The following is a 14,502-nucleotide window of genomic DNA, read 5'->3' on the forward strand; positions in this document are numbered from 1 at the left end:
TCACCGCAGGGGCTCGGCGGGCATCTGACCCGGCTGGGTGATGATGACGGGAGAGGGCACGGCGCGCGCGTCGGCTTCAGGCTGTTCTTCGCCTTGAGAGGACGAGCCGGAGGCGCCTGTCTGTGCTTCAGGGGCGGCCGATGCGGAAGCCGAGCCGGGAGTGACGCCGGTGTCGGTGCGCTGGAACGGCTGGCGATCGGGCTGTTCGTCTCCGGCCCAGCGGACCAGTACGTTGTCCTCGAACCAGACGGTAAAGCGCCGCGCCTGCTCGTCGCCGTAGCCGGGTTTGTGGAAATAGGGGTAGTCCCAGCGGTCGGCGTGGAAGACGTCCTGCAGGGTCGGCGTGCCGAGCAGGAAACGCACCTGTTCGCGGCTCATGCCCTCGCGCAGCATGGATACCTGCTCGGAAGTGATCCAGTTCCCCTGCTGCACGTCGGCGCGGTAGGGAAAGCCCCATTTTGTGCCGCCGCAGGCCGTCAGCGCCAGCGTCAGGGCGCCGACAACCAGTCCGGTGCGCAGGAAAGAGGGTAAAGATGTCGCATTGGTAAGCACGGGTACCCCTGTATATTGATCGGCCAAAACCGTTATCATAAAGGCAATAAGAATAAAAACGCATCAGCGCCAGTTAGGGCCGGCACACAAATTTGTGTATGATCCGGCCGCTTCCAGTTATACGTCCACGGGGCATTTTAGCTATGAACGACCAGAATGAGCTCAAGAACATGGGATTGAAGGCGACTTTCCCGCGCCTGAAGATCCTGGATATTTTCCGCAAGGCGGAGCACCGCCATCAAAGTGCAGAAGACATTTACCGCACCCTGATCGCTGAGCAGGTGGACATTGGCCTGGCGACGGTCTATCGCGTGCTGACGCAGTTCGAGCAGGCTGGCATCCTGGTGCGCAGCCAGTTCGACGGTGGTAAGGCTGTGTTCGAGTTGAACGACGGCGACCATCACGACCACCTGATCTGCACGACGTGTGGCACCGTGGTCGAGTTTACCGACACCGATATCGAAAAGCGCCAGCACAAGATCGCCAAGGACAATGGCTTCGCGCTCGAAAGCCACACCATGCTGCTCTACGGCATCTGCGGCAAATGCCGTGAAGCCGGGGAAAAGGCGGGCAGGTAAGCCTGCTTTCCGGCCGGCTTGGGCGAAAGCGCCGCGAGCCGGGCCAGCATCATGCCAGGCCCTCCCGCCAGGGGGGGTGATCGCTACAGGCCCAGCATTTCCCGGGCGTGTCGGCGCGTGGTTTCCGTGATTTTCAGGCCGCCCAGCATGCGGGCGATTTCGTCCGTCCGGGCGGCATCGTCCAGGGGTTCGATGGACGATGAGGTCTGTCCGTCGGTGGTCTGCTTGCTGACGCGGAAATGATGTTGCCCGCAGGCGGCCACCTGGGGCAGGTGCGTTACGCAAAGCACCTGATGGCGCTGGCCCAGCTCGGCGAGCAGCCGGCCGACAACCTCGGCGACGGCCCCGCCGACGCCGGTATCGACTTCGTCGAAGATCAGGGTGGGAACCCTGGCGGCCTGGCTGGCGATGACAGACAGGGCCAGTGACAGCCGCGCCAGCTCTCCGCCGGACGCGACTTTGGCCAGGGGGCGCGGCGCGGTGCCGGCATGGCCTGCGACCAGGAATTCGATGGTCTCCAGCCCATGGGAAGAGGCGGGCGCTTCGTTCAGCGCAATGTCGAATGATCCGCCTTGCATGGCCAGGGTCTGCATGGCTTGCGTGACGAGCGCCGACAACTGCTTGGCCGTCTTGCGGCGCTTCTTGCCCAGTTCGGCGGCAAGGCGCCGGTATTCGGCCTGCGCGGCATCCAGCTCCTGTTGCAGCGCCTCGATGTTGCTGGCGGCCTGGGTGGCGGCCAGCCGGGTTTCCAGTTGCTGCTGCAGTTGCGGCAGCTCCTGCGGCTCGACGCGGAATTTGCGGGCGGCGTCGAACAGGCTGGACAGGCGCTGCTCCAGCTGCGCCAGGCGGTCGGGATCGGGTTCGAGGCGGTCCAGGTAGCTGTTCAGGTCGGACGCGGCTTCCGCCGTGGCGATACGGGCGGACTCGATGGCGTCGTAGACGCCTTGCAGTTGCGGGTCGTGGCGCAACTGCTGCTGGATGGCGTGGGCGGCGGCGTCGAGCAGCCGACGGGCGGAGGTTTCGTCGTCGTCCAGCGCGTTCAGCGCCTGGCCGGCGCCGTCGAGCAGCGCCTGGGAGTGCGACAGGCGGCTGTGCTCGCTGTCCAACGCCTGCCATTCGTCCGGCCCCAGCGCCAGCCGGCTCAGTTCTTCCAACTGCCATTCCAGGCGTTCGCGCTCTTCGTTCAGCGAGGCGGCGTCGCGTTGTGCCAGCTCCAGCGCCTTGCCGGCCTGGGAGCAGCGTTGCCAGGCTTCGCCCACCTGTCGCGCCAGGTCCAGATGTCCGCCCTGCGTGTCCAGCAGATCGCGCTGGCCCGAGGCTTTCAGCAGGCTCTGGTGGGCGTGCTGGCCGTGGATGTCGACCAGGCATTCGCTGAGTTCGCGCAGTTGGCTGACGGTGACGGGGCCGCCGTTGATATAGCAGCGGCTGCGCCCCTGGCTGTCGATGACGCGCCGCAGGATGAGCATGCCGTCTTCCGTCGCGATGTCGTTGTCCTCCAGCCAGTCGGACAGCTTGCCGGGAATGTCGAAGACGGCGCTGATGTCTGCGCGTTGCGCGCCGTTGCGCACGGCGGAGGCGTCCGCGCGTGCGCCCAGCGCGAGGGACAGGGCGTCGACGAGAATGGATTTGCCCGCGCCGGTTTCACCGGAAAACACTGTGAATCCGGATTCGAACGGTATTTCCGCTTCTTCGACAATGACGAAATCACGGATGTGCAGGGTGCGCAGCATGATGGAAAACGAGGGCTATTCGATGTCGTCGGAGGGTTGCGGCATGCGGTTCCAGTGCAGCTTGCGGCGCAGCGTGGAAAAGAAGCTGTAGCCGGTGGGATGCAGGAAACGGATGGCGTTGCGCGAGCGGCGCACGTCGATGCGGTCGCCCGCCTGGCATTCGGACCAGGTCTGCATGTCGAAGTGCACGCTGGCGCCGGATTCGACGCGGCTCAGTGACGTGATGGTGGCGCTAAGGGTGCCGCTGTCGGGCAGCACGATAGGGCGGTTCGACAAGGTCTGCGGAGCTACGGGCACCAGCAGGATGGCGTTCAGGCTGGGATGCAGGATGGGGCCGTTGGCCGATAGCGCATAAGCCGTCGAGCCGGTCGGCGTGGCGATGATCAGGCCGTCGGCGCGCTGGCTGTGCATGAACTGGCCGTCGAGCTCGATGTGCAGCTCGATCATGCCGCCCCGCCCCGCGCGGTTGATGACCACGTCGTTGAGCGCCACGCCGGAATACATGACCTTGTCGCCCCGCATGACCCTGCCTTCGAGCAGGACGCGCTCTTCGGCTTCGTATTGCCCATGCAGCACGCTGGACAGGGCGTCGACGGCGCTGTGCACGGGGATGTCGGTGATGAAGCCCAGGCGGCCGTGGTTGATGCCGATCAGGGGGACGCGCGAATTGGCGAGCTCGCGCGCTGCGCCCAGCATGGTGCCATCGCCGCCCATGACGATGGCGAGGTCGGCCTGTTCGCCGATTTCCTTGTAGGTACACACGGTGAATTCGGCGACTCCCGTGTTGTGCGAAGTGGCGGCTTCGACCAGCACGGTACAGCCCTCGGCGCGGAGAGCCTGGGCAAGCCGGCGCAAGGGAGCGTCCAGCCCGGTGTCCTGGTGCCTGCCTATGATGGCGACGGTACGGAAATGCATGTGTCCGGGACCTTGTGTTTTGAAATAGGGACCACAATATCCGGATTATAGGGGGGGCGCGCAGGCAAAATCCGCAAGATGTGACCTTTATCGCTCAGGATTGCATAAAATAGCGCCATGGATGAAAGAGCCAATGCACTGCTCAAGGCGCTGGTCGAGCGCTATATTGCCGATGGACAGCCGGTAGGATCGCGCACGCTTTCCAAAATGTTCGACCTGTCTCCGGCGACCATCCGCAACGTCATGGCGGATCTCGAGGAGCTGGGCCTGATCCACAGCCCGCATACTTCGGCCGGCCGGATTCCCACGCCGCGCGGCTACCGCCTGTTCGTGGATCGCCTGCTGTCGGCGCGGCGTTTCGAGGTTCTGCCGGAAGAGCAGGTGCGGCAGCTGTTCCCGGCGACGGAGCCGGTGCGCGCCGTGAATACGGCGGCGGCCCTGCTGTCGAACCTGTCGCAATTCGCCGGCGTGGTGCTCACGCCCAAGCGCTCGCAGGTGTTCCGCCAGATAGAGTTCATCCGGCTGTCCGATACCCGCATCCTGCTGATCATCGTCACACCCGACGGCGACGTGCAGAACCGCATACTGTTCGTGTCGCGAGACTACCAGCCGCAGGAACTGCTGGAGGCCAGCAACTTCTTCAACCAGCATTTCGCGGGCATGTCGTTCGAGCAGGTGCGCCATACCATGGCCAATGAGTTGGCCACGCTCAAGGAAGACATCTCCCGCCTGATGCAGGCCGCCGTCGAGGCCGGCACCGCCGAGCCGGATTCCGACGAAACCGTCGTCATCTCCGGGGAAAGCAAGCTGCTGGACGTTTCCGATATCGCTTCCGACATGCAGCGCCTGCGCCGCATGTTTTCCATGTTCGAGAAAAAGACCGACCTGCTGCATCTGCTGGATGTGTCCACCAAGGCGCAGGGCGTGCAGATCTACATCGGCGGCGACTCCCACCTGGTGCCGATGGAAGACGTTTCCGTCGTCACGGCGCCGTACGGCGTCGACGGTCAGGTCGTCGGCACGCTGGGCGTCATCGGCCCTTCGCGCATGGCGTACGAACGCGTCATCCCCATAGTCGACATCACGGCGCGCCTGCTGTCGAATGCATTGAGCCACAACACACAGTGAATCTTTTCCCTTCGCGCTACCTGCCGGAAGCCCCGGACCCCGACGCCCTGAGCGCAACGCCCGCGCCCCTGCCCAAGGGGCCGACGGGCATTCTCGTCGTCAATCTGGGCACGCCCGACGAGCCCACGCCCAAGGCCATACGACGCTATCTGCTGGAGTTCCTGTCGGATCCCAGGGTGATCGAGCTGCCGCAGTGGCTGTGGCAGATCATTCTGCGCGGCATCGTGCTGGTGCGCAGGCCGCATCACCTGGCGCCGCGCTATGAGGAAATCTGGCACGAGCGCGGCTCGCCCCTGCTGGTCTGGAGCCAGGCCCAGGCGGACGGCGTGCAGCAGCGGCTGCGGGCGCAGGGGCTGGACGTGCGCACCGCCGTGGGCATGCGCTATGGCAATCCTTCCATCGCCAGCGCCATCGACGCATTGCGCAGCCAGGGGTGCGAGCGCATCCTGTGCGTACCGCTGTATCCGCAGTATGCGGCCAGCACCACGGCCACGGCTGTGGATCACGTGGCGCGCCATGCGGCAAGGCTGCGCAACCAGCCGGAACTGCGCTTCATCAAGCGCTATCATGCCGATCCGGGCTATATCGATGCCCTGGCGAGACAAGTGCAGGCTTACTGGGCTGCGCATGGCAAGCCCGAGCGGCTGCTGCTCAGTTTTCACGGTTTGCCGCGCGTCACCGTCGAGCAGGGCGACCCCTATCATCGCGACTGCATGGAAACCCTGCTGCTGTTGCGCCAGCGCCTGGGCGAAGACGGCGACCGCGTGCACGTGGCCTTCCAGAGCCGTTTCGGCGCCCAGGCGTGGCTGCAGCCCTATACCGAGCCGCTGCTGCGCGAATGGGCGAAGCAGGGCGTAGGCAGCGTGGACGTCATGTGCCCCGGCTTCCTGGCGGATTGTCTGGAAACCCTGGAAGAGATCCAGATGCAGTGCCGCGACGCCTTCCTGGAGGATGGCGGCAAGCAGTTCCGCTACCTGCCGTGCCTCAACGATGACCCGGTCTGGGCCGATGCGCTGACCGAAATCGTGCGTCGTCACATGGCGGGCTGGTAGAAAAAAGCGATATTTCTTGTTTTTGCGTCTTGAAATGGGGGCATCCGCCCCCATTTTCCGTTGCATTGAACTGAAACTTTAGTTGTGGAGAACCGTATGTCGGCGTCAAACCAGAAGCAGAACCCCGGCCAGGAAGCCGCTCCCGTCTCGCCCTCCGAGGGCGAGGAGCAAACGGCGCAAACGGCATCGCAGGACGAGGCGGTCCAGCCGGAGCAGAATCTGGACGTCCTGCTGGCCGAGGCACAGGAACAGCTGGCGCAATATCACGAACAGCTGCTGCGCGCCAAGGCGGAAACCGAGAACATCCGCCGCCGCGCCACCGAAGACGTGGCCAAGGCGCGCAAGTTCGGGATCGAGGGTTTCGCCGAAAGCCTGGTGCCCGTGAAGGACAGCCTGGAGGCCGCGCTGTCGCAGCCGGACCAATCTCCGGAAGCCTGGAGGGAAGGCGTGGAGACCACGCTGCGCCAGCTGGCGGCGGCTTTCGAGCGCAATGCGCTGAAGGAAGTGGCTCCGGCGCCGGGAGACAAATTCGACCCGCACCAGCACCAGGCCATTTCCTCGGTGCCGTCTCCGCATCCGGAAGGCACCGTGGAGCAACTGCTGCAGAAGGGCTACACCATCGCGGATCGCGTCCTGCGTCCGGCGCTGGTCATGGTGTCGTCCGGCCAACAGGATGCGCAATAAGGCGGGCGGAAGCGGGAATTGCGCTGCGCGGGGCTTGAAATCCCGCCGGAGGCCCCCAGCTAGATTCCATCGAGTTATTTCACTTTCAAATATTCATTTCTAAGCAAGGTTACAGAGATCATGGGCAAAATCATTGGTATTGACCTTGGCACCACGAATAGCTGCGTTGCCGTCATGGACGGCAACAGTGCCAAGATCATCGAAAACGCTGAAGGCGGCCGTACCACGCCGTCCATCGTGGCATACATGCCCGACGGCGAAATCCTGGTCGGCGCGCCCGCAAAGCGCCAGGCCGTCACCAACCCAAAGAACACGCTGTTCGCCGTCAAGCGTCTGATCGGCCGCAAGTTCGATGAAAAGGCCGTGCAGAAAGACATCAACCTGATGCCTTACAAGATCGTCAAGGCAGACAACGGCGACGCCTGGGTCGAAGCCCAGGGCAAGACGCTTGCGCCTCCCCAGGTGTCGGCCGACGTGCTGCGCAAGATGAAGAAGACCGCCGAGGACTACCTGGGCGAAGAAGTGACCGAGGCCGTCATTACGGTCCCGGCCTACTTCAACGACAGCCAGCGCCAGGCCACCAAGGACGCCGGCCGCATCGCGGGCCTGGAAGTCAAGCGCATCATCAACGAGCCGACGGCGGCCGCGCTGGCGTTCGGCCTGGACAAGACCGAAAAGGGCGACCGCAAGATCGTGGTCTATGACCTTGGCGGCGGCACGTTCGACGTTTCCATCATCGAAATCGCCGATGTCGATGGCGAGAAGCAGTTCGAGGTGCTGTCCACCAACGGCGATACGTTCCTGGGCGGCGAAGACTTCGATCAGCGCATCATCGACTACATCATCAGCGAATTCCAGAAGGAAAGCGGCGTCGACCTGTCCAAGGACGTGCTGGCCCTGCAGCGTCTGAAGGAAGCCGCCGAAAAGGCCAAGATCGAGCTGTCGTCCGCGCAGCAGACCGAAATCAACCTGCCGTACATCACGGCGGATGCCTCCGGTCCCAAGCACCTGAGCCTGAAGATCACGCGCGCCAAGCTGGAAGCCCTGGTCGAGGAACTGATCGATCGCACGATCGAGCCCTGCCGCATCGCCATCAAGGATGCCGGCATCAAGGTTTCGGAAATCGACGACGTCATCCTGGTCGGCGGCATGACGCGCATGCCCAAGGTGCAGGAGAAGGTCAAGGAGTTCTTCGGCAAGGATCCGCGCAAGGACGTCAACCCCGACGAGGCCGTGGCCGCCGGCGCAGCCATCCAGGGCGCGGTTCTGGCCGGCGACCGCAAGGACGTGCTGTTGCTCGACGTTACCCCGCTGTCGCTGGGTATCGAGACCCTGGGCGGCGTCATGACCAAGATGATCCAGAAGAACACCACGATCCCGACCCGGTTCTCGCAGGTGTTCTCCACGGCCGACGACAACCAGCCGGCGGTGACCATCAAGGTGTTCCAGGGCGAACGCGAGATCGCGGCCGGCAACAAGGCGCTGGGTGAGTTCAACCTGGAGGGCATCCCGCCAGCGCCGCGCGGCTTGCCGCAGATCGAGGTCACGTTCGACATCGACGCCAACGGCATTCTGCATGTCTCGGCCAAGGACAAGGGCACGGGCAAGGAAAACAAGATCACCATCAAGGCGAACTCCGGCTTGTCGGAAGAGGAAGTCGAACGCATGGTGAAGGACGCCGAGGCCAATGCCGAGGAAGACCACCGCATGGCCGAACTGGCGCAGGCGCGCAACCAGGCCGATGCGCTGGTCCACTCCACGCGCAAGTCGCTGCAGGAATACGGCGACAAGCTGGAGGCTTCCGAAAAGGAATCCATCGAGGCAGCCATCAAGGAGCTCGAGGATACCCTCAAGGATGGCGACAAGGCGGCCATCGACGCCAAGGTGGAAGCGCTGGCTGCGGCCTCGCAGAAGCTTGGCGAGAAGATGTACGCCGATGCGCAGGCGCAGGCCCAGGCCGCGGCGGATGACGCCAAGCCGGCGGATGAGAATGTGGTCGACGCCGACTTCAAGGAAGTCAAGCGCGATCAGTAAGGTGCGGTAGCGACGTACCTGCCCGGTTTCTGGCGATATGCCGGGAATCGGGCATTCTCGTTTGAAGGAATACCTTATTCAAGGGCGTCACTGACGCACAGAGCAACACATGGCAAAACGCGATCTATACGAAATTCTCGGCGTGGCGAAAAATGCGTCCGACGATGAACTGCGCAAGGCTTACCGCAAGCTGGCGATGAAGTACCATCCGGATCGCAATCCGGACAGCAAGGAAGCCGAGGAAAAGTTCAAGGAGGCCAAGGAAGCCTACGAGATTCTTTCCGATGCGGAAAAACGCAGCGCCTACGACAGGTTCGGGCATGCCGGCGTTGATCCCAATGCCGCGGGCATGGGCGGAGCGGGCGGGGCCGGTTTTGCCGATGCGTTTGGCGACATCTTCGGTGAAATCTTCGGCGGAGGCCGGCGCGGGGGCGGCGGTCCCCAGGTCTATCGCGGTTCCGACCTGAAGTACACGCTGGACATCAGCCTGGAGCAGGCGGCCAACGGCTTCGATACCGAAATCCGGGTGCCCAGCTGGGAAAACTGCGAAACCTGCCACGGCAGCGGCGCCAAGCCGGGCACGCAGCCGCGCACCTGCAGCACCTGCGGCGGCAGCGGCGCCGTCCGCATGCAGCAGGGCTTCTTCAGCGTGCAGCAGACCTGCCCCACCTGCCACGGCACGGGCAAGGAGATTACGGATCCTTGTCCATCGTGCGATGGCGTCGGCCGCATCCGCAAGAACAAGACGCTGCAGGTCAAGATCCCGGCAGGGATCGACGACGGCATGCGCATCCGCTCATCGGGCAATGGCGAGCCGGGAGTCAACGGCGGCCCGCCGGGCGACCTGTATGTGGAAATCCACATCAAGCCGCATGGCATCTTCCAGCGCGACGGCGACGATCTGCACTGCGAACTGACCATCCCGTTCACCAAGGCGGCGCTGGGCGGTCCGGTGGAGGTGCCGACGCTGACGGGCAAGGGCGAGATTACGCTGCCTGAAGGCACGCAGACCGGCAAGACCTTCCGCTTGCGCGGCAAGGGGATCAAGGGCGTGCGCGCCAGCTATCCGGGCGACCTCTATTGCCACGTGGTAGTGGAGACGCCGGTGCGCCTGACCGACGAACAGAAGAAGATCCTGCGGCAGTTCGAAGAGTCGCTGGAAACCGGCGGCAAGAAGCATTCGCCCAACAGCGAATCTTGGACGGATCGGGTCAAGAATTTCTTTTCCTGATTTCGCATAGGACTGCATGCACGCGGCGCCCCAATGGCTGGAGAGATATTCAGCCATTGGGGCGTCTTCATTTCTAGGCGGCTTATTGAAAGGAAGCGCCGCTGGGGATGGCGGGGTATTTTTGTCATCTGAAAGGAAGACTCCTGGTAACGGCTATGGTGAAATCAGGCTTCTGGCAGGCGTAGCTCACAGAGCAGATACTCTGTCATGAATCGAGCTGTATGTTCATGTGCTATAGTTTTACATGCCATAGAGATGCGTCGTGCAGATTTTCAAGACCAGAGGGGTGGCGCGATTTACCCGGCGTGAGCAAATTGCGGACTCCAGCCTGCAGGCAGCCATCGAGCGAGCGGCACGTGGTTCCATTGATGCGGATTTGGGCGGTGGCCTTATCAAGCAGCGCGTGGCGCGTCTTGGGCAAGGTCGATCCGGAGGTTTTCGGATGATCATCGCTTATCGCGAGGCCACTCGAGCAGTGTTTTTATACGGGTTTGCCAAGAGCGATCTTGCCAACATCAGCCATGATGAATTGCGAACCCTACGCACTCTTGGAGCAAACTGGCTTGCAGCTTCGGCAGAGGTCGTTGGGCAAGCGTTAATCGACGGTGATTTGCAGGAGATTGCACATGGCGACGAACAAATCAGGCCGCCTTGCCGATGAGCTTTTGGAAATGGCCGATGTACAGCGTCGGCTGGGGGTCATGGATGAAGCTACGCATCGGAAAATCACGGCCCGCCACTTGGGGCCGGATGCATTGCCTACCGCTGAGCCCATCACTGCCGCCCAAGTTCGGGAAGTGCGCGCTAAGGCGCATCTCAGCCAGGCTGCGCTTGCCCGCTATCTCAATATGACGACGGGTTATGTATCGCAGCTCGAACGCGGCGCGACACAGGCCAAGGGGCCAGCCCTTGTCCTGCTGAATGTTATCCGGCGCAAGGGGATCGAGGCGCTTCTTTGAAGCTCATGGCTTACAAGACCAGTTCCAGGACTTCGCCTGGCAAACCATCAAAGTCCAGGGAACCGAATTTTGTCAGCGTAAGTTTCATGCGAGCGCTCCCTGGTATTTGACACTTATTGCTTGGCTTGGTCCGATGCCAGCGCGGACGCCATGTCATCGGGCTTGAGATAGGCGCGCAGCACGCGGTCGACGTCGGCCTTGGTCAGCGCGGCGATGCGCTTGTCCATTTCCGCCGACCAGGCGAAGGTGCGATCCAGGTCCATCAGGTGCATCCATGTGCCGGCGAGAGCACCGTCCTGGGCGCGGGCCAGCTTGCGGTAGTTCAGCAGCGCCTGGACGCCGGCCTGGATTTCCTCGTCGGAAAAGCCTTCCTTCAGCGCCGTGTCCAGTTCCTGGGCGATGACCTTCTGCAGGCGCTCGCTGGTATCGGGGGCATGGATGGCCTGCACCGACAGGCTGCCCGAAGGCTCGTGCGCGGAAACCGACAGACTGCTGCGTACGTCGTAGGAAAGGCCGTCCTGCACGCGCACGCGATTCCACAGGCGCGAGGTGGCCGAGCCGCCCAGCAGGTAGTTGGCCAGGATCAGGGCGGGATAGTCGGCATCAGTATCCTGCAGCTTCACCGGGAGGCGGGCCATGTAGAACGCATTGGCCTTGCCGGGGGTATCGATCCGCAGATGGACGGGCTTCACAGTGTGGTATGGGTTGGACAGCCGTGTGTAGGAGGGGGCGGCCTGCCATGACTGGAAGCCTGTCCGCAGCGCCTGCGTGACGGCTTCCGGGTCCATGTCCCCGACAGCGGAAAACAGCATATTGCCGGCGCCGTAGAACTCCTTGTGGAAGGCTTTCAGGTCATCGGCGCTCAGCGCTTCGATGCGCTTCATGCTTTCTTCGAACGTGGGGGTGTAGCGCGGATCGTCCGCCGGCCAAGGATTGTCGTGGCGTGCCAGCGCCTGGCGCGCCAGGGCCGAAGGCTCGGACTTGGCATTGCTCAGGGATGTCAGCGCGCGGCGCTTGTAGCGTTCGAGCTCGGCGGCATCCAGGGACGGGTTCCGCAGGATGTCGGCGACCAGGGCCAGGGTTTCGGGCAGGTGCTGACGCAGGGTGGAAATCTGCACGCTGACGGAGCCGGCGCTGCCGCTGAATCCGACGTCGGCCTGCAGCGCGGTGAAGCGGTCCTGGATTTCCTGGCGGCTCAGGCTGGCGGTGCCGTGGTCCAGCAGGGCCGCCGTTGCTGCGGCGACGCCGGACTTGCCTTTCAGGGAGTCCGCATCGCCGAAGCGGACCAGCAGGCTGGCCTCCACGCGGTTGCCTCGGGTCGGCTTGGTCAGCAGGGCCGTGCGGATGGAGCCGTGATCCAGCTCGATGACGCCGCGCTGCGTGCTGGCGTCGATGTTTTCCGGGCTGGCATCGAATGCGGCGGCCGAGCCTGCGTTTTCCTTGCCCTGGTAGCCGTCCAGCAGCGCCTGCAGGTCCGTGGCCGGCGCGGCGGGCGCGCGCAGGGGTTCGGGCGTCGGCAGGTAGGTGCCTTCCGTCCGGTTCGATTGCACCAGGCGGGCGGCAAGCACGCGCTGGACGTCGTCCAGCGTTACGGTTTCGACACGGTCGCGCTGCAGGAACAGCAGGCGCCAGTCGCCGGCTGCCGCGGCTTCGGACAGCATGGAGGCCAGTGCTGCCGGGTCTGAAGTACCTTGCTGCCAGCCGGTCAGCCATTTGCTGCGCATGCGCTCCAGGTCGGCTTCCTGCAGGGATTCGCTGGCGAGCTTTTCCAGCGTTTCATTGAGTGTCTTGCGGGCCTTGTTGATGTCCATGCCGGCTTCCAGCTGGGCGCCGAACAGGGCGTAGCCCGGGTAGCGCTGGCTGGAAGCGAAGCCGAAGGCGGAGGATGCCAGGCCGGGTTCCACCAGCGCCTTGTACAGGCGGCCGGACGGCGTATCGCCAAGCGCGGCGATGCCGAGTTCGAAGGCCGCGCTGTCGGGATCGGCGGCGGACAGTCCATGGAAGAACGAGGCGACGATAGGCGTGCCGCCCTGCCTGCGCACCGTGACGCTGCGCTCGCCGTCCTGCACGGGTTCGACCGTGTATTCGCGCGGCAACTGCCGGTCGGGGCGGGGAATGGGGGAGAAGGCATCGTCGATGACCTTCAGCACGCTTTCCGGGTTGAACTTGCCCGAGACGATGAGGACGGCATTGTCGGGCTGGTAGTATTTGCGGTAGAACGCCCGCAATTGCTCGATGTCCACGTTTTCCACATCGGAGCGGGCGCCGATCACGCTGCGGCCATAGCTGTGCCATTGGTAGGCGGCGGCCTGCATTTGCTGCATCAGGATGCGGAACGGGCTGTTCTCGCCTTGCTCCATCTCGTTGCGCACCACGGTCATTTCGGCATCCAGGTCTTCGCGCAGGATCAGGGCGTTGACCATGGTGTCGGCCTGCCAGCGCAGATACCATGCCAACTGCTCGGGATCAGCGGCGAAGGATGCATAGTAGTTGGTGCGGTCGTTCGATGTCGTGCCGTTGGCGCTCAGGCCGCGGCGGGAGAATTCCGCCAGCGCATTGCGCAGCGTAGGCGTGCCGCGAAACAGCATGTGCTCCAGCAGGTGGGCCATGCCGGTCTGGCCGTAGTTTTCATGGCGGGAGCCGACCAGATAGGTCATGTTCACCGTGACGCTGGGCTTGGCCTCGTCAGGCGCCAGCAGGACGCGCAGGCCGTTTTCCAGGCGATATTCGGTGACGCCTTCGACGCTGGACTGCATCTGCACCGATGCAGGCAGGGCAGCCGTGCCGGCCGTTTTGGATAGCGCGGTGGCTGAAATGAGCATGGTGGATGACAGGAAAAAAGAAAGCGCAAGCTTGATGGAAGACTGCATCGAGACATGTCCTCTCGGAAGAAAAACACAGGCTGCATGATAGCAGCCTGCCAAGTTGGACTACGGGTGGGGAGGTTGGTTCAAGTGTCCGCTGCCAGCCTCTGCAGCAATTGTTTCTGCACACCGGACCATTCGTCGGCCAGCAGGCTGTACATGACCGTGTCCCGCACGGTACCGTCGCGCCGCAGCGCATGGTGGCGGATGACGCCGTCCTTTCTTGCTCCCAGGCGTTCGATGGCGTTCTGCGATGCGAGGTTGAGAATGTCGGTGCGCCAGCCGACGACGCCCGCGCCCAGGGTCTGGAAGGCATGCTGCAGCAGAAGCAGTTTGCATGCGGTATTGACATGGGTGCGCTGCCAACGCCTGGCGTACCACGTGTAGCCGATCTCCAGCCTGGCCACCGAAGGGATGATGTCGTGATAGCGCGTGGTGCCTATGATGTCTTCGCTGTCGGTTTCCTCGACGACGAATGGCAGCATGTGGCCGGCCTTCAGGCCTTCCAGCGCGAGTGCGATGTATTGGGCGGCCTGGCCGGGGGCGGGGGCCGAGGTGACATTCAGTTTCCATAGTTCTCCGTCGGCGGCCGCGGACTCCAGCGCTTCGGCGTGTTCGGGCTGCATCGGAGTCAGCCTGACGCCGTATCCTTCGAGCGTAATGGGAGCGGGAGGCTGCTGGAATCCCGTGGAGTTCCTTTCGGTGGCGGAGGCTGGCATGGCTTCGGTTCCTGTCGGAGGTTCGTGCTTGCGTCTGAATGCGTCGGCGCCATGCC

13 protein-coding genes are annotated in these 14,502 nt (G+C 63.5%); 8 read left to right on the plus strand and 5 right to left on the minus strand.

The window, feature by feature from the left end:
• Positions 1-507 (minus strand): outer membrane protein assembly factor BamE, encoded by a 507-nt coding sequence (locus EV686_RS12840; protein ID WP_243650884.1) that lies wholly within the window; start codon positions 505-507, stop codon positions 1-3.
• Positions 508-695: 188 nt separating this feature from the next.
• Here EV686_RS12840 and fur point away from each other — a divergent pair, with 188 nt between their 5' ends.
• Positions 696-1,130, plus strand: coding sequence for a ferric iron uptake transcriptional regulator (gene fur, locus EV686_RS12845; RefSeq protein ID WP_132477343.1), 435 nt, complete (start codon positions 696-698; stop codon positions 1,128-1,130).
• Positions 1,131-1,213: 83 nt separating this feature from the next.
• On the opposite strand, the gene recN is transcribed toward fur, so the two are convergent.
• Together recN and EV686_RS12855 are read right to left on the minus strand one after the other, a co-directional pair.
• Entirely contained in the window at positions 1,214-2,860 is a 1,647-nt protein-coding gene (gene recN, locus EV686_RS12850) for a DNA repair protein RecN (RefSeq protein WP_132477344.1), read from the minus strand.
• Positions 2,861-2,875: 15 nt separating this feature from the next.
• A complete protein-coding gene (locus EV686_RS12855) occupies positions 2,876-3,775 on the minus strand; it encodes an NAD kinase (protein WP_132477345.1) in 900 nt (299 codons plus the stop codon).
• A 117-nt stretch (positions 3,776-3,892) separates the two neighbouring features.
• Here EV686_RS12855 and hrcA point away from each other — a divergent pair, with 117 nt between their 5' ends.
• The 7 genes from hrcA to EV686_RS12890 all read left to right on the plus strand — a co-directional run bounded on the left by hrcA (position 3,893) and on the right by EV686_RS12890 (position 10,863).
• Positions 3,893-4,903 carry a heat-inducible transcriptional repressor HrcA gene (gene hrcA / locus EV686_RS12860; RefSeq protein WP_132477346.1) on the plus strand — a complete coding sequence of 337 codons (1,011 nt, stop codon included), beginning with the start codon at positions 3,893-3,895 and terminating at the stop codon, positions 4,901-4,903.
• Complete coding sequence (gene hemH, locus EV686_RS12865) at positions 4,900-5,955, plus strand: ferrochelatase (RefSeq protein ID WP_377748211.1); 1,056 nt, start codon at positions 4,900-4,902, stop codon at positions 5,953-5,955. Before hrcA ends, hemH begins: the two co-directional genes overlap by 4 nt.
• 96 nt (positions 5,956-6,051) lie before the next feature.
• Positions 6,052-6,639 (plus strand): nucleotide exchange factor GrpE, encoded by a 588-nt coding sequence (gene grpE, locus EV686_RS12870; RefSeq protein ID WP_132477348.1) that lies wholly within the window; start codon positions 6,052-6,054, stop codon positions 6,637-6,639.
• Between the two features lie 120 nt (positions 6,640-6,759).
• On the plus strand, positions 6,760-8,673 hold the full coding sequence (gene dnaK / locus EV686_RS12875; RefSeq protein WP_132477349.1) for a molecular chaperone DnaK: 1,914 nt from the start codon (positions 6,760-6,762) through the stop codon (positions 8,671-8,673).
• Between the two features lie 109 nt (positions 8,674-8,782).
• Positions 8,783-9,904: a molecular chaperone DnaJ gene (gene dnaJ, locus EV686_RS12880; RefSeq protein ID WP_132477350.1), complete on the plus strand. Its 1,122-nt coding sequence runs from the start codon at positions 8,783-8,785 to the stop codon at positions 9,902-9,904.
• Positions 9,905-10,166: 262 nt separating this feature from the next.
• Entirely contained in the window at positions 10,167-10,565 is a 399-nt protein-coding gene (locus EV686_RS12885) for a type II toxin-antitoxin system RelE/ParE family toxin (RefSeq protein WP_132477351.1), read from the plus strand.
• The gene (locus EV686_RS12890; protein ID WP_132477352.1) at positions 10,531-10,863 is read left to right on the plus strand and encodes a helix-turn-helix domain-containing protein; all 333 of its coding nucleotides are present in this window, start codon (positions 10,531-10,533) and stop codon (positions 10,861-10,863) included. Before EV686_RS12885 ends, EV686_RS12890 begins: the two co-directional genes overlap by 35 nt.
• A 113-nt stretch (positions 10,864-10,976) precedes the next feature.
• On the opposite strand, the gene EV686_RS12895 is transcribed toward EV686_RS12890, so the two are convergent.
• Both EV686_RS12895 and EV686_RS12900 read right to left on the minus strand, forming a co-directional pair.
• The gene (locus EV686_RS12895) at positions 10,977-13,733 is read right to left on the minus strand and encodes a M16 family metallopeptidase (RefSeq protein ID WP_132477353.1); all 2,757 of its coding nucleotides are present in this window, start codon (positions 13,731-13,733) and stop codon (positions 10,977-10,979) included.
• A gap of 80 nt (positions 13,734-13,813) precedes the next feature.
• A complete protein-coding gene (locus EV686_RS12900) occupies positions 13,814-14,446 on the minus strand; it encodes a GNAT family N-acetyltransferase (protein ID WP_132477354.1) in 633 nt (210 codons plus the stop codon).
• Between the last annotated feature and the right edge of the window lie 56 nt (positions 14,447-14,502).

This window comes from Paracandidimonas soli, from assembly GCF_004342005.1.
Taxonomy (GTDB): Bacteria; Pseudomonadota; Gammaproteobacteria; order Burkholderiales; family Burkholderiaceae_B; genus Paracandidimonas; species Paracandidimonas soli.